At 61.1% G+C, this 15,259-nt stretch carries 17 protein-coding genes; 2 read left to right on the forward strand and 15 right to left on the reverse strand.

Annotated features, from left to right (window positions below):
* Positions 1-11: 11 nt before the first annotated feature.
* Together HQN82_RS09870 and HQN82_RS09875 are read left to right on the forward strand one after the other, a co-directional pair.
* Positions 12-3,332 carry an efflux RND transporter permease subunit gene (locus HQN82_RS09870; protein WP_004443274.1) on the forward strand — a complete coding sequence of 1,107 codons (3,321 nt, stop codon included), beginning with the start codon at positions 12-14 and terminating at the stop codon, positions 3,330-3,332.
* A 467-nt stretch (positions 3,333-3,799) separates the two neighbouring features.
* Complete coding sequence (locus HQN82_RS09875; RefSeq protein ID WP_004443275.1) at positions 3,800-4,489, forward strand: Crp/Fnr family transcriptional regulator; 690 nt, start codon at positions 3,800-3,802, stop codon at positions 4,487-4,489.
* Between the two features lie 69 nt (positions 4,490-4,558).
* Here HQN82_RS09875 and aidB read toward each other — a convergent pair whose 3' ends face one another.
* The 15 genes from aidB to HQN82_RS09950 all read right to left on the reverse strand — a co-directional run bounded on the left by aidB (position 4,559) and on the right by HQN82_RS09950 (position 15,095).
* Positions 4,559-5,383 (reverse strand): AidB family quorum-quenching N-acyl homoserine lactonase, encoded by an 825-nt coding sequence (gene aidB, locus HQN82_RS09880; protein ID WP_173614840.1) that lies wholly within the window; start codon positions 5,381-5,383, stop codon positions 4,559-4,561.
* A 3-nt stretch (positions 5,384-5,386) separates the two neighbouring features.
* Positions 5,387-5,998 carry an urease accessory protein UreG gene (gene ureG / locus HQN82_RS09885; protein ID WP_004443279.1) on the reverse strand — a complete coding sequence of 204 codons (612 nt, stop codon included), beginning with the start codon at positions 5,996-5,998 and terminating at the stop codon, positions 5,387-5,389.
* Between the two features lie 246 nt (positions 5,999-6,244).
* On the reverse strand, positions 6,245-6,916 hold the full coding sequence (locus tag HQN82_RS09890) for an urease accessory protein UreF (RefSeq protein ID WP_173614841.1): 672 nt from the start codon (positions 6,914-6,916) through the stop codon (positions 6,245-6,247).
* A gap of 3 nt (positions 6,917-6,919) precedes the next feature.
* Entirely contained in the window at positions 6,920-7,417 is a 498-nt protein-coding gene (ureE, locus tag HQN82_RS09895) for an urease accessory protein UreE (RefSeq protein ID WP_004443285.1), read from the reverse strand.
* Between the two features lie 150 nt (positions 7,418-7,567).
* Positions 7,568-8,104, reverse strand: coding sequence for a peroxiredoxin (locus HQN82_RS09900; RefSeq protein WP_006699556.1), 537 nt, complete (start codon positions 8,102-8,104; stop codon positions 7,568-7,570).
* A 155-nt stretch (positions 8,105-8,259) separates the two neighbouring features.
* Positions 8,260-8,928: a TIGR02117 family protein gene (locus HQN82_RS09905; protein ID WP_112557330.1), complete on the reverse strand. Its 669-nt coding sequence runs from the start codon at positions 8,926-8,928 to the stop codon at positions 8,260-8,262.
* Positions 8,929-8,940: 12 nt separating this feature from the next.
* A complete protein-coding gene (gene ureC / locus HQN82_RS09910; protein WP_004443293.1) occupies positions 8,941-10,650 on the reverse strand; it encodes an urease subunit alpha in 1,710 nt (569 codons plus the stop codon).
* A 4-nt stretch (positions 10,651-10,654) separates the two neighbouring features.
* Entirely contained in the window at positions 10,655-11,299 is a 645-nt protein-coding gene (locus HQN82_RS09915) for a hypothetical protein (RefSeq protein ID WP_004443297.1), read from the reverse strand.
* Positions 11,300-11,303: 4 nt separating this feature from the next.
* Complete coding sequence (locus tag HQN82_RS09920; protein WP_082074323.1) at positions 11,304-11,720, reverse strand: lysozyme inhibitor LprI family protein; 417 nt, start codon at positions 11,718-11,720, stop codon at positions 11,304-11,306.
* A 3-nt stretch (positions 11,721-11,723) separates the two neighbouring features.
* Positions 11,724-12,080 carry a GFA family protein gene (locus tag HQN82_RS09925; RefSeq protein ID WP_045532183.1) on the reverse strand — a complete coding sequence of 119 codons (357 nt, stop codon included), beginning with the start codon at positions 12,078-12,080 and terminating at the stop codon, positions 11,724-11,726.
* A 1-nt stretch (position 12,081) separates the two neighbouring features.
* The gene (locus tag HQN82_RS09930; RefSeq protein WP_006699550.1) at positions 12,082-12,387 is read right to left on the reverse strand and encodes an urease subunit beta; all 306 of its coding nucleotides are present in this window, start codon (positions 12,385-12,387) and stop codon (positions 12,082-12,084) included.
* A gap of 20 nt (positions 12,388-12,407) precedes the next feature.
* Positions 12,408-12,665 (reverse strand): DUF1272 domain-containing protein, encoded by a 258-nt coding sequence (locus HQN82_RS09935; protein ID WP_045532186.1) that lies wholly within the window; start codon positions 12,663-12,665, stop codon positions 12,408-12,410.
* Positions 12,666-12,673: 8 nt separating this feature from the next.
* On the reverse strand, positions 12,674-12,976 hold the full coding sequence (locus HQN82_RS09940; RefSeq protein ID WP_004443305.1) for an urease subunit gamma: 303 nt from the start codon (positions 12,974-12,976) through the stop codon (positions 12,674-12,676).
* 107 nt (positions 12,977-13,083) lie between these two features.
* Positions 13,084-13,935: an urease accessory protein UreD gene (locus tag HQN82_RS09945; protein ID WP_034498717.1), complete on the reverse strand. Its 852-nt coding sequence runs from the start codon at positions 13,933-13,935 to the stop codon at positions 13,084-13,086.
* Positions 13,842-15,095 carry a CE1 family esterase gene (locus tag HQN82_RS09950; protein ID WP_112766868.1) on the reverse strand — a complete coding sequence of 418 codons (1,254 nt, stop codon included), beginning with the start codon at positions 15,093-15,095 and terminating at the stop codon, positions 13,842-13,844. Before HQN82_RS09950 ends, HQN82_RS09945 begins: the two co-directional genes overlap by 94 nt.
* Positions 15,096-15,259: the final 164 nt, after the last annotated feature.

A 15,259-nucleotide genomic window follows, 5' to 3' on the forward strand; every position in this document is an offset into this window, starting at 1 on the left:
GAGGGAATGAAATGAACTTCTCCGCATGGTCAATCCGTAACCCGATTGCGCCGCTTCTCGGCTTCGCGCTTTTGATGATGCTCGGCATGCAGGCGTTCAATACGCTGCCGATCACCCGTTTCCCGAATATCGACGTGCCCGTCGTCGCCGTCACCGTGACCCAGAGCGGGGCTTCGCCCTCCGAACTGGAGATGCAGGTGACGAAGGAGATCGAGGACGCCGTTGCCGCCATCAGTGGCGTCGACGAAATTCAGTCCACCGTGGTCGACGGCCAGTCGACGACAACGGTCGTGTTCCGCATCGAAAAACCGACGGAAGAAGCGGTTCAGGACACCAAGGACGCCATCGACAAGATCCGCAGCGATCTTCCCTCCGATATCGAAGTGCCCGTCGTCAGCAAGATCGACGTCGAGGGACAGGCGATCCAGACCTTCGCCGTCTCTTCGCCGAACATGACGCTGGAGGAACTGTCCTGGTTCGTGGATGACACGATCAAGCGCTCGCTGCAGGGCCAGTCCGGCATCGGCAAGGTCGACCGTTACGGCGGCGCGGACCGCGAGGTGCGCGTTTCGCTCAGCCCCGAAAAGCTCGATGCCTATGGCATCACCGCGACAGAAGTCAACAGCCAGCTGCGCGGCACCAATATCGACCTCGGCTCCGGCCGCGGCCAGGTGGGCGGCAACGAGCAGACCATCCGCACGCTGGGCGATACACGCGATGTAAGCCAGCTTGCCAACACCACGATTGCGCTTTCCAACGGTCGCTTCGTCAAGCTTTCCGAACTCGGCACGGTTACGGACACCTATGAAGAGCAGAAGTCCTTCTCGCGCTTCAACGGCAATCCGGCCGTCACCTTTGCGGTGTTCCGCTCCAAGGGCGCGAGCGAGGTTTCGGTCGCCGAAACCGTCGCGCAAAGTCTCGATCAGGTCCGCAAGGACCACCCCGATGTCTCGATTGAGATGGTCGATGACGCCGTCTATTTCACCTATGGCAACTACAAGGCCGCACTCGACACGCTGATCGAAGGCGCGATCCTCGCCGTTATCGTGGTCCTTCTCTTCCTCCGGAACTGGCGCGCGACACTGATCGCCGCCGTGGCGCTGCCGCTTTCCGCGATCCCGACCTTCTGGATCATGGATATCATGGGCTTTTCGCTCAACCTCGTCAGCTTCCTCGCGCTTACGCTCGCCACGGGTATTCTCGTGGATGACGCCATCGTGGAAATCGAGAACATTGCCCGCCATATCAAGATGGGCAAGACGCCCTATCGCGCGGCCCTCGAAGCAGCCGATGAAATCGGACTTGCCGTCATCGCGACCAGCTTCACCATCATCGCCGTCTTTGTGCCCGTCTCGTTCATGCCGGGTATTCCGGGCCAGTACTTCATCCAGTTCGGCCTCACTGTCGCCTTCTCTGTATTCTTCTCGCTGGCAGTGGCCCGTCTCATCACACCCCTGATGGCGGCCTATCTGATGCGCGCCGAAGACGCGATGGACGATCACCACGACAATGACGGCAGGCTGATGAAGGCCTATACGCGCATGGTGACCGCCACCACGCGGAAATGGTGGGCGCGTTATCTCACGCTATTGGGAGCGATTGCCTTCCTCATCGCCTCAGTGATGCTGTTGAGCCAGGTCCCCGGCAGCTTCCTGCCGCCTGATGACGCCTCGCGCGTCACCCTGTCCGTTGAACTGCCGCCCAATGCGACGCTGGATGAGACCGACCGCACGACGACGCAGATCTACCAGGCGATCCGTGACATCAACGGCGTGGAAAGCGTCTTCATCCTCGGTGGCGCTTCGCCCAAGGGGGACCTGGAGCTGCGCCGCGCCACGGTCAATGTCATCCTTGAGCATATCGATCACTCGCTGCTGAAAACCCTCGTGAACAAGGGGCTCGGCTCCATTCCGCTCATCGGCCAATATCTTCCCAAGCTGGAGGAGAAGGGCCGTACACGTCCGCAATGGGATGTCGAGCGGGATATTTTCGCGCAGGTGCGTGGCATTGCGGATGTTCGCATCATCAAGCTGAACGACCGCGCGGAACGCGAGCTTTCCTTCAACTTCCTTTCAACCAACGAGAAGGATCTGAACGACGCCGTGGGCATTCTCGAAAGCCGCCTGCGCGCTTCGCCCATCCTTGCCAATGTCAGCTCGGAAGGCGCTCTGCCCCGTCCCGAACTGCAGATCCGCCCGCGCAAGGATGAGATCGCCCGCCTGGGCATCACGCCGCAGCAGATTTCGCAGACCGTGCGTGTCGCCACCATCGGTGATATCGATGCGCAGCTGACGAAAATCTCGCTGGATGACCGGCAGATCCCGATCCGCGTGCAGGCTTCGCTCGATACCCGCCGCGATCTCGCCACCATCCGCGCCTTGAAGATCAAGACCGCCTCCGGTTCGCTGGTGCCGCTCTACAGCGTGGCCGATATTGATTATTCGGAAGGCCCGAGCTCGATCAAGCGCAACGACCGCAACCGCGTCGTCTCCATCGGGTCGGACGTGCCTTTCGGCACGGCGCTCGATACGTCGACGGCCGAGTTCAAGCGCATCGTTTCGGAAACCAACCTGCCGGCAAGCGTTCGGCTTGCCGAAAGCGGTGACGCCAAGGTGCAGGGCGAAATGCAGCAGGGCTTCGTCAACGCCATGCTGCTTGGCCTGATGCTGGTGCTGGTCGTTCTCATCCTGCTGTTCAAGGATGTCATCCAGCCCTTCACAATCCTGTTCTCGCTGCCGCTTGCCATCGGCGGCGTGGCAGTCGCGCTCATCATCACCCAGAACGCGCTCTCCATGCCGGTTCTCATCGGCATTCTGATGCTGATGGGCATCGTGACCAAGAACGCCATCCTGCTGGTGGATTTCGCCATCGAAATGCGCCGTCACGGCATGGAGCGGGTGCATGCCATGGTGGAGGCCGGCCGCAAGCGCGCCCGCCCGATCATCATGACCTCCATCGCCATGTCGGCAGGCATGCTGCCCTCCGCGCTCGGCGTCGGCGAAGGCGGTTCGTTCCGCGCACCGATGGCGATTGCGGTCATCGGCGGCATCATCGTTTCCACGGTGCTGTCGCTGATCGTGGTGCCGGCCTTCTTCCTGATCATGGACGACCTGTCGCGTCTGCTCGCCCACCTCTTCGGCCGTTTCGTCGGCAAGAAGGAAGAGGAGGAGGAGGCCCTCTCCAACGAGAAACTCTCGGAGATCGCCCGCGAAAACAGCCTCGCGCTTTCCTCGCTGGAGGCACGGGTGGCGAGTATGGAAAAGGGCAGCGGCGACAAGGCCGCGGACAAGGGCAGCAATATATTGCGACTGCCGCCGCTTGCCGCCGAGTGAGTGCTGCAGCTTGAAGATTGAGACGCCGGGTCATGTGCCCGGCGTTTCCATATACTTTGGGAGAGCACGACATTGCGGATCGTTTCTTCTCCCCGCCGGGGAGAAGGTGGTCCGAAGGGTCGGATGAGGGGGCAAGCTCTCCTGATATCTCGACCCTCGCCCCCTCATCCCGCTGCCGCGGACTTCTCCCCCGGCGGGGAGAAGAAATATGCCGCACGCGCTCGCTCCATATTTCCCTTGTGATTGGAAGCATGAGCAGCCCCATCATTTCCTTCCTCACAACGACCGCACCCCCGTTTGATCGAAATCAATTCGCTTTCCACCTGAACTGCTAGTCTCCCTCGCATCGGGAATTGCCGGTCGAGGATAATGCGATGAGTTCAGTGCAGATGGGCGTGAGGGGCAAGGAACATCCCCGGTTTCGTATCGCTTCGGACAGCCCGGCAAAAGGTTTGAGCGGGAGCCGAATGGACGTGAACAAGACCGTGAAGCTGAGCAACAGAGACAGGAACATTCTGCTGCGTGCGCCCTTGATCGGGATCGCGGATGACGCGGTGGCGCTGAAGCTGATGGAGGCGGCGACCATCGCCAATGTGAATGCCCGCCATGTGCTTTTTAAGGAAGGCGAACTGGCCCAGCATTTCTATTGCGTGCTGTCGGGTTATGTCAGGCTCTACCGGCTGGACAGGCACGGCCGCGAGGCGGACGTGCGCGTCAGCGGCCCCGGCGATACCTTCAATGAATGCCTGATCTTCGGTAGCGACACCTATCGTTACAGCGCGCAGGCGGCGGAAAGCTGCACCGTGGCGCGTTTCGAACTCACCAGGCTGCGCAGCCTCATCGATCAGGAACCGGCCATCGCCAAGGCCGTCATGCGCTGCCTGTCCAACAGCCTGCTGGCCGCCATGGACTGCGTTGCCAATGACCGCCTGCAGACGGCACCGCAGCGTGTCGCCCATTACCTCATCAATCAGGGCCCGCGCGACGCGACGTCCTTCTCGCTGCGGTTGCCGTTCCAGAAAAGCCTGCTCGCCGGCAAGCTCGGCCTTGCGCCGGAGGCCCTCTCCCGCGCTTTCTCCACCCTGAAAAAGTCCGGCGTCACGGTGCGCGGTCGCATCGTCCAGGTCAATGACGTGGCGGCGCTGAAACAGATCTGAAAATACGGGGAGAGGACGAAGGGCGGGAGGCCCATCAGGCATTCCGCCCTTCGGTGTATTGCACGGAAGTCATCCAGGCTGCGGTATAAAACCGAAACTGTCGCCCCGCCGCTCGACCGTAAAAAAGCCGCCGAGATGGCCGCCGGACACCAGCCAACCATGGTCAGCCGCCGCCGACAACGCTTCGAGACGCGTCGCGTGGGCGAGTTCGGAATCGATATCATAGACAAAAGCAATTCCGGGATCGGCCGCCTGCATGTCCCCGACATGCAGCACATCGCCCCATAACATCAACCGCTTATCGTCTCCTCCTATGAGATAAGCCATCTGTCCGGGCGTATGACCGGGCACCGCGATTGCCTCTATGTCCTCGGCAACCGTCCCCACCGAGATCGGCCGCAACATCGCGCCGCAAATATCGATCAGGCGGGCAGCCAGATCGAAACCGCCCTGCCGGGCAGGCGGCAATGCCTTTCGCGCCTCTGCATCGGTGAAAAAGGCAAGATCGGCCTCCGGCACCCATACCTCCGCCTTGGGAAAATAAGGCCGGTCGCCATCGATGAGGCCCAGCGCGTGATCACCGTGAATATGGGTGAGGATGACACGGCTGACATCATCAGGCTGAATACCGGCGGCAATCATAGCCGCGCGGGCATGGCCATAGGCCTCGCCCCAGGCCGTGCCGCAGCCGGCATCGATTAGCCAGATGCCCTCAGGTCCCGAAAGCGTGAAGCAGTTGACGTCCATATCCACTGTTTCGCCGTGATGGCCGGTAAGGGCCGCAGCCAGCGCTTCGGCACCCTGGCGGTGAATGAGATGGCTGACCGGTGCCTTGTAGACACCGTCGACAAAACGGGAAACTTCGTAAGCGCCGAAACGGCGGGGCATCGTCATTATTCAGAGACCGCCCTGCTCTTTCAGGAAACCGACGATGCGGTCCACGCCATCGCCCCGTTTCATGTCGGTAAACACGAACGGCATGGCGTTGCGCATGCGGGTCGCATCACTGTCCATGACGGTCAGATCGGCACCGACATAGGGCGCAAGGTCCTTCTTGTTGATGACGAGCAGGTCCGAACGGGTGATGCCCGGCCCGCCCTTACGGGGAATTTCCTCGCCCTGGCAGACGGAAATCACATAGATGGTGATATCGGCGAGATCGGGTGAAAATGTCGCCGCGAGGTTATCACCACCGGATTCGATGAAGACCACGTCGAGATCGGGAAAGCGCTGGTTGAGCCCGGCAATCGCCTGCAGATTGATCGTGGCATCTTCGCGAATGGCCGTATGAGGGCAACCGCCCGTCTCCACCCCGACGATCCTTTCGGAAGGCAGCGCCTGCATGCGCACCAGTGCCTCGGCATCTTCCTTGGTATAGATATCATTGGTGACGACGGCGACCGAATAATCGGCGCTCATCGCCTTGCAGAGCTTTTCCGTCAGCGCCGTCTTGCCGGAACCCACCGGCCCGCCAATCCCAACGCGCAGCGGACCATTACCCGATTTCATCACTCTGTTCCCTTCACTATGCTGTGGTCCAATCTTACGACAACCACTCAACAGCTCAAATATACGCAAGGATCATGCCACTTGTTTCTTCTCCCCGCCGGGGAGAAGGTGGCCCGAAGGGTCGGATGAGGGGGCTGGCTCTCGGTGTATCTCTACCCTTGCCCCCTCATCCCGCTGCCGCGACCTTCTCCGCGGTGGGGAGAAGAAACAAGTGGCACGCGCTCGCCCCATCGATTGCCGTCGCTTTCACGACCGGAAAAGCCGTGTCCCCTGTGTTTCATGACGCATCGCCGCCGTATCGGCGATGATCGTGGCGCTGCCGAGGTCATCAAGCGTGGATTGGACGGCCCGTGCCGCCACCTCGGCAATCCCCGCCTCGCTTGCGGCGAGAATGGCAACGCCATCTTTCTGGCCCGCGACGCCGAGACGGATAGCGGCAGAAACGATCTGTGAAACACCTGCATGCAGAAAGGCGGCAAGCGTCTCGCGCAGCGGCACGCCGTGGCCAGCGGCCACAGCGCCTATGGCGATGGGATAGGGAGCCTCTTTCGGCAACAGCTCCAGAACCGCATGCGGCCAGGCGCTGGCGGCGGAAACGAAGGCGTTCCCCAGAAGCACGGTCTCCCGATAACGCTCCGCCGAACCGGCGAGCGCGCGGCCAAGATCAGCGGTTTCGCTGAGCGCTACGGCATCCTGCGAGCATCGCCAGGCATGCGCGAGAAACACCGCATCGTTCCACAGGCTGCCGTGGCGCAGCAGCGGGTTCACCCAGCCGCTCAACTCGGCGGCATCACGCACACGCCCGTCCTCCACCGCCTTTTCCAGCCCGCCCGAATAGGAAAAGCCGCCGACAGGAAACGCCGGCGACATCCAGGCCATCAGGCGCAGCAGCGCGGCGACGCCGCTTTCCCCGCTCACGCCTCAGCCGTGATCATGATGGTGGTGGCCATGCCCGTGCCCGTGATCATGGCCATGCGAGTGGCCGCCATGGGCGTGATAAGCGCCGCGCGCCGGCTGGAACGGCTCTTCCACCTCGCGCACTGTGGCGCCCAGACCTTCCAGCATGGCGCGAATGACATGGTCACGCAGGATGAGAATACGCTCCTCCTCGATCTGCGCCGAAAGATGCCGGTTGCCCAGATGCCAGGCGAGCTCGATCAGGTGAAGGCGGTCCTTCGCCTTGATTTCGAACAGCTTTTCATCCGCCGCACGAACCTCGATCAGATCGCCGTTTTCGACCACCAAAAGGTCGCCATGGGCAAACAGCACGGCTTCCTTCAGGTCCAGCATCACCATCTCGTCATTCTGCAGATGCAGAAGCTTGCGGCGCAGATGCCGCTGGTCATGCGCCAGCGTGACATAGCCGGAGGGCTCGTCGGCAGGGGTTCCGGCCGGGTGATAGGAGGTGACGCGCAGCATGGGATGATCCGTTTCAGAAACAGTCTTTGGGGGTCTGATTTTTGACGGATAGGCGGGGGGATTTCAAGGTGTGTTTTCAGGGCGGCAATGCCTCGGAAAACAAAAAGCCCGGCATCGCTGCCGGGCCTTTCTCAAACAACAAAACCAAAATCAGGCCGCAGCGCGGCTTTTCAGGTTTTCCAGAATGTTCTGCGGCGAGGAAACGCCGTAGGGGTCGCTATCGCAATTGTCCGAATAGCCTTCTTCCTCGAACCACTGCTCGACGACGCCATCGTTGATGACGGCGGCGTAACGCCAGGAGCGCATGCCGAAGCCGAGATTGTCCTTGGCGACCAGCATGCCCATCTTGCGGGTGAACTCGCCCGAACCGTCAGGGATGACCTTGACGTTTTCGAGGTTCTGACCCTTGGCCCAGGCGTTCATGACGAAAGCATCATTGACCGACAGGCAATAGATTTCATCGACGCCGAGCGCGCGGAATTCCGGCGCCAGCTTTTCGAAATCAGGAAGCTGGTAGGTCGAGCATGTCGGCGTGAAAGCGCCGGGCAGCGAAAAGAGGACGACCTTCTTGCCCTTGAAATAATCGTCGGAGGTCATGTCCTGCCAACGGAAGGGGTTCGGGCCGCCAACGGCCTCATCGCGAACGCGCGTGCGGAAGGTTACGGCGGGCACTTTTTTGCCGAGCATGTCTTGTCTCCTGTTCTGGCGTTTTGCGAGGCATCGCTTGGGATCGATCCGCGCGGAATTCTTTTGCCGTTTCCATAGCGCAAGACGCGCTGCGGTGCAGCATAAAAATGGGATTCCAGCCACCAAATGCGCGAAATGCCGCACGGAATTGGGGATCAATTGTGCAGGTTTATCGACCAGCGCAACAGCGGCGGCAAGGGCGTCCACCAACCGGTTTGAACGCCCGCTTCCCGCAACATCGCGGCTGACCACGTGTTACAGCCGGCGAACGCATTGAACTGGCCATTCGCCTCGAAAAAAGCGTCCGTCAGGCCGTAGCCAGCGCCGGGTACCGGACTAACACCGTCATCGTTTCCGGCAAAACTCGCCCGGATGCCCGCGACGAGACGCTGATAACCCACTTCGGAAATTCGAAGCCGTTTCACTCCGGCGAGATCAGCGGGAAAATCACCTGTCACATCCACATGCATGACGGAGCTGTCCAGCGTGAAAGAGCGCAGAACCGGCATCGGTTTCAAATCGGCCCAGGTGGGCGTCTGAATGTAAAACGAGCGGCCGCCCCAGCCGAACACCAGATAGGCCGCAGCTGGATGATTGACCGCAATCCCACCCTCCTGCAACTCGGCAAAGACCCGCCGCAGATCGTCATCAACCGGCAGGGCGATATCGGTGTGGATCGGGTTGGATAAGAGCAGGATTTCCCTGCTCTTTTCGCCTTCACCCACCTGCTCGGCAAAAAACGGGCGCGGCGCAACCGTGCCCAGCACAAGAAGCAGGAGGAGCAGCAGCAGGCCGCCGCCGATCCATCGTGTGAGGCGTCTCAAGAGCGCCTGCCGTCAGAACAGGAAATAACGCTGCGCCATCGGCAGCACGGTCGCCGGTTCACAGGTCAGAAGCTCGCCATCCGCACGTACTTCATAGGTCTCGGGGTCAACCTCGATATGCGGCGTCAGCGAATTGTGGATCATCGAGGCCTTGGAAATGCCGCCGCGCACATTTTTCACCGGCAGCAGCTTCTTCGCGACACCGAGACGCTGGGCAAGGCCGGCATCCAGCGACGCCTGCGAGACAAAGGTCACCGAGGAATTGGTGCGCAGCTTGCCATAGGCGGCGAACATCGGCCGGTAATGCATCGGCTGCGGCGTGGGGATGGAGGCATTCGGATCGCCCATCGGCGCGGCAGCGATCGAGCCGCCGAGCAGCACCATTTCCGGCTTCACGCCGAAAAACGCCGGGTTCCAAAGAACCAGATCGGCACGCTTGCCGACTTCGATGGAGCCGATCTCGTGGCTGACACCCTGGGCGATGGCCGGGTTGATGGTATATTTGGCGATGTAACGACGAACACGGAAATTGTCGTTTTCGCCGGTCTCTTCCTTCAGGCGGCCACGCTGGCGCTTCATCTTGTCAGCGGTCTGCCAGGTGCGGATCGCCACCTCGCCGACACGGCCCATGGCCTGACTATCGGAGGAAATGATCGAAAACGCGCCGATATCGTGGAGAATATCCTCCGCCGCAATGGTTTCCTTGCGGATGCGGCTTTCGGCAAAGGCGATATCTTCGGGGATGGACGGCGACAGGTGGTGGCATACCATCAGCATGTCGAGATGTTCCGCCAGCGTATTGACGGTGTAAGGCCGCGTCGGGTTGGTCGAGGACGGAATGACGTTGGGATTACCGCAGACCTTGATGATGTCAGGCGCGTGGCCACCGCCCGCCCCTTCGGTGTGGAAAGCATGGATGGTGCGGCCCCTGATAGCCGCAACCGTGTCTTCCACGAAACCGCTTTCATTCAGCGTGTCGGTATGGATCATCACCTGCACGTCATATTCGTCGGCCACCGTCAGGCAATTGTCGATGGCGGCGGGCGTCGTGCCCCAGTCCTCATGCAGCTTCAGCGAGGAGGCACCGGCGAGGATCATTTCCTCCAGCGGAGCCGGCAGAGAGGCATTGCCCTTGCCCGCAAGCGCGAGGTTCATCGGGAAAGCATCGAAGCTTTCGATCATCCGCTCGATATGCCATGCGCCGGTGCAGGTGGTGGCAAGCGTGCCGTGCGCCGGGCCGGAGCCGCCGCCAAGCATGCAGGTCACACCACTCATCAGCGCTTCTTCGATCTGCTGCGGGCAGATGTAATGGATATGCGCATCCATGCCGCCGGCCGTCAGAATCTTGCCTTCGCCGGCAATCGCTTCCGTCGAGGGGCCGACGATGATCGTGACACCCGGCTGCGTATCCGGGTTGCCCGCCTTGCCGATGGCGTGAATGCGGCCGTTCTTCAGGCCCACATCTGCCTTGTAGATGCCGCTATGGTCAACGATGACGGCATTGGTGATGACGGTATCGACAGCGCCCTCTGCCCGCGTCGCCTGGCTCTGGCCCATGCCGTCGCGAATGACCTTGCCACCCCCGAATTTCACTTCCTCGCCATAGGTCGTGTGGTCCTTCTCGATCTCGATGAAGAGTTCGGTATCAGCAAGACGCACCTTGTCGCCAACGGTCGGGCCGAACATGCCGGCATAGGCGGCGCGGGAAATCTTGTATGGCATGGGTTCAGGCTCCTTCGGACGCGGAGAAAATCGATGTGGGGGAAAATCGTGTCAGCCGGCCCGTTCCCGCAAGGGCATCGACCAGCTGTTGTTCGGCGGTAAAGGGATGGCCGCTCCAGCCCTGGTGGCTGAAACCGGCAATCGTCACCTCGTCATCATCGCCGCTGACATTTTCAAGAACATGGGCAATGGCAACGAGCCCGGTGCTGGGGCAGACGTATGGTGCGGGCTTATAGGCTTCGAGCGCCGTATCGAGCCTCTCATGCACACCGCGAGAAATAACGACATGGCTCTTGCCGCCAGCTCGTGCGATGGCCGCGAATTCGCCGGTATAATCGGCGCAGAAATCAGTGAGTTCCGGCCAGGCTGCGCGGATGCCGGGTTCCATTTCGGCAAATTTCGCAGGATCGCGCACCGACCAGATGGCGGCGGCTTGGCGCACACCATGGCTCTCGCGCCATTCGCTTCCCTCGGTCATCTCACGGCCCGGCCGCCCGGTGTTGCACACGGCCACGACATCGGTGCGCGTACCGCCCAGCCCAAGAGACCGGCAATCATTAAAACGGACGACGATATCCGACCGGTCGATAAGCAGGGCCGCGCCTGGCGGGAGCTCCCCGTTTCCGACGATCGTGATCCGCCGCCCCATGGGTTCAGAAACCTTCCGAGAGTTGGCGCAGTTCTTCCGCCCGCTTGCCGCTCGTCTCGGCCAGGCAGGAAGAGATCAGCATCGGCTCCATTGAGCCGCCACGCGCCTGAAAACCGGCAAGTGCGCAATTGGCGTCACGGAACGCCACCCATGCGCGCTGAGCTGTCACCAGCGCGTCGGTTGCACCCTTTCCATCCGCATCCGCCGCCTTGTCACGTTCGATGAGCAGCTTGCGCAGCTTCTGATAAGCGACATTGAGCTCTTTGTCGGCCTTTTCGTAATCCTTGCCGGCGCAAATCGTCATGTCCGCCTGCGTCTGCGGTTCCTTGCAGTTCGGCTCCTGCGCGGCAACCGGCATGGAAATACCGGCGGTTACGCAGATGAGAGCGGTCATGACGAGGTTGTTCTTGCTGATCGCCATCGCTCAGGCCGCCGCGCCGTCATAAGCCTGCGGCTTCAGCGCCCGCGGATCGACGCCATCGAGACAATTGGCATTGACCGCCACCATCGGCGTACCGTCAGGCCCGTCGGCATAGGCAAAGCTTTCAATGCCGCAGGTGGAGCAGAAAAAATGATGGATCCTGTGTTTGTTGAAGAGATATTCACTCAGCGTGCCCTCGCCGGAAAGCAACGTGAACTTGTCACGTGGCGCGAAGGCGAGCGTGGAGCCCAGACGTTTGCAGCGCGAGCAATTGCAGACAACAGTGTGATCGAGATCGGCATCGACCTCGAAGCTGACGCTGCCGCACTGGCAGCTTCCATGATAATGCGCCGTCGCCATTTCATAACCTCCCCATGACCTGTTGACGGAAACCATAAACCTCCCGCTTGCCGGAAAGCGGCACCAGCGTCACTTCCCGCTTCTGGCCAGGCTCGAAACGCACCGCCGTGCCGGCCGGAATATCGAGACGCATGCCGCGCGCCTTTTCGCGATCGAAAATGAGACCCGCATTGGTCTCGAAGAAATGGTAGTGGCTGCCCACCTGCACCGGCCGGTCGCCCGAATTGGCCACTTCGATCGTCACGGTCGGCTGGCCGGCATTGAGTTCGATGGTGCCTTCGGCGGCAATGATTTCGCCTGGTTTCATCGGTGTTCCCCTTATCGTTCTTATGCGGCCGTGGCTGCCGCGCAGCCTTCCGCCTTCAGCACCCGTTTTGTCGATGCCGGGTTATTGATGAGCTTTCCCGCCGGGCGGACGGGCCTTCGCACCAGTTCGCCACCGCAATTCGGGCACGCGCCCTTGAGCACGCCGGTCACGCAATCAGCGCAGAAAGTGCATTCGAACGAGCAGATCATCGCGTCCCGGCTGTCGGGCGCTAGATCACGGTCACAGCATTCGCAATTGGGCCGAAGTTCCAGCGCCATACGTCACCTCACCGGATCGGTTCGTGAACGGTCACCAGCTTGGTGCCGTCAGGGAAGGTCGCTTCCACCTGCACATCGTGGATCATCTCGGCAATGCCGTCCATTACCTGATCACGGGAAATGACATGCGCGCCCGCCTCCATCAGGTCGGCCACGGCGCGGCCATCGCGTGCGCCCTCCACCACGAAATCGGTAATCAGCGCAATCGCTTCGGGATAGTTTAGCTTGACGCCGCGTTCCAGCCGGCGGCGCGCCACCATGGCGGCCATGGAAATCAGCAGCTTGTCTTTTTCTCTTGGGCTAAGGTTCATCGTCGTCCCACGGCTTGGCATCTGCTCCACAAACGAGGTTTGCTGGAGACCAGATCCGACATTTGACAGACCCCGAAGAACGCCTGTCACGAGACGATCCGAGGGGTTTACAGATTCCAGACTTTCGGCACTGGCGCGCCGTTTCGCAAGAGCGAAATGATCGGAAAAAGCAATTTTCTCAAGGAGAAACCATCAGCGGCGGACACGCGCACGACGAGCTTGCCCTGCCACTCGCTGGCACCGCCGCTTTCCCCGGCAATCGCCCGGATTTTAGGCAGAAGCGCCTCGGCCAGAGGCCCGATGTAAAGCAGCGTGGCAAAGGCAACCTGCCCGGCCAGAACCGCAGGTTTCGCGGTCAGCGCCGCCACCTCGCCCGCAAGCAGAAGTTCTTCGGCATGCACCAGCTTGCCGCCGTGGCGAATGCGCCAGCGGTCGCGGAAAAGCCCGTGCGTCATCACCTCGCCCATGGCCTGGCGGCCAAGCAGCACGGCTTCGACGGCGATGAATTCTGAGGACTGGTCAAGATCGGCTTCCAGCCTTCGCGTCAGCGACGCGCGGTCGAAGAGGATCGTTTCCTGCGGCAGCCAGTGCAGCTTCGCACCCGGCCCGGCGGAAACACGCGCGGTCACGGTGGCTGTGCCCGACGACGCCTTGTAGACCTTCTCGCAGGCCTGCGTGGTGACCACAAGCGAGGTACCGGCGCCGGCGACGGCCTGCCATTCAAGTTCGTCTCCGCCGGTCAAACCACCGGAGGAATTGATGAGAATGGCTTCTGCTTCGTTCGAGTAGGTTTCCGGAAGACGGATCTTGGCGCAGCCCTCCTGAAACAATTCGTCCAGCCGGCTGCGCCCTTCAACTGCCTTCGTTACAATGCGTCCTCTGCCACGGGCGCGCTGTTGCCGGACAGGTTGAGCGTCTTCGCAACCGGAAGGGCTGATGGCTTGCTGTTGCTGCTGCACGCGGTCTCCGAAGCGGTTGCGGAAGCGGGATTGGCCTTGGCGACGCAATCCTTCTTGACGACGGCGTCCACGACAAGCTGACCTTCCGTGTTTCGGAAGAAATCCCACATTCTCTCGGCTGCATCAACAGTCCGCGTCACTTCGCCTGTGGGCATCTTGCGCTCCACGGCGGGCTCCGCCTTCGGTGTCTGCTCGCCGCCCGGCTTGCGGGTAACAACGGCGTTTGCGGCCAGAACCTCGGCCTTCATGGTGGCGCGCGGCCAGGCATGGTCCCAGTTCTCGATGACATAGGACTGGATGCGTGCGCCTGCCTTGCAGACATCGTAAGAATTGACGGTGAAGCTCTCGCCCACCTTGCTTTTGGCGGCGCCCTTGCAACCATCCATTTCGGCCCAGCGCTTCAGCGCCGTCTCGCCGCTATATTGCCAGTAGGATTTGCCGCCGCCCTGATAGGGATTGGCTGGATCCTTCAGCCCGGCAAAGGCGATGATCGACATCGGCCGCGCCGGTGTGCAGCTTGCCACATCCGGTGCCCATTTGCCTTCGGTCTCCAGCGGATAACCCGCGCGCAGCGACGCGACAAAACCGGCGGCATTAAAATCCTTGGCTCCGGTGCAGATGAATTGCGACAGCATGCGCCCGCCGCCAGAATAGCCGGAACCGTAAAAACGTTCCTCATCGACGCAGAACTTGCCCTTCACCATGGCAATCGCTTCATGAATGAAGCTCACCTCGTCCAGCCCGCCGGGGCGTGTTGTAACGCCGGGGACATTCCAGGCATGGGTGCCCGGCAATTCGCCATTTAAACTGCCCGCCAGCGCGACGACCACAAGACCATCACGCTCGGCAAGCTTGTCCCAGCCGCTGCGGTTCAGCTGGCCATGCGGATTGCTGTTCGAGCCGTGGAAATCGAATACGACAGGCAGGGGCTTATTTCCATCATAGGCGGATGGAACAAAATAGACGCCGTCGCGTTTCTGCCCGTTAGAGAGAATGGAAAAATCATGTCGACCCGGTTCCATGCCGGGCCCGGGCACCTGACCGCAGGTTGCTGCCGACGCTGCGGCGCCCGCGCCTGCGCTGATCGCCAGCCCAAGAAGCAGGCTGCGTGCGGAACGAACCAACCGGGAGGCCCGGCCCACTGCAAAGTCTTGAATCATTGACACGCCTTTATTGGCACAGTTTTCCGACAATACGTCGGACGTGCGTGGAATGTAAGGGATCAACTGTCGCGGCGTGCGAATAGACTTTTCCTGTGTCTCGCATGCAGCATTTTCGCTGCCAATATCACAGGCGGTTATTCAATGAAATGCTAAAATTACGC

It is taken from the genome of Agrobacterium pusense, from assembly GCF_013285525.1.
Taxonomy (GTDB): Bacteria; Pseudomonadota; Alphaproteobacteria; order Rhizobiales; family Rhizobiaceae; genus Agrobacterium; species Agrobacterium pusense.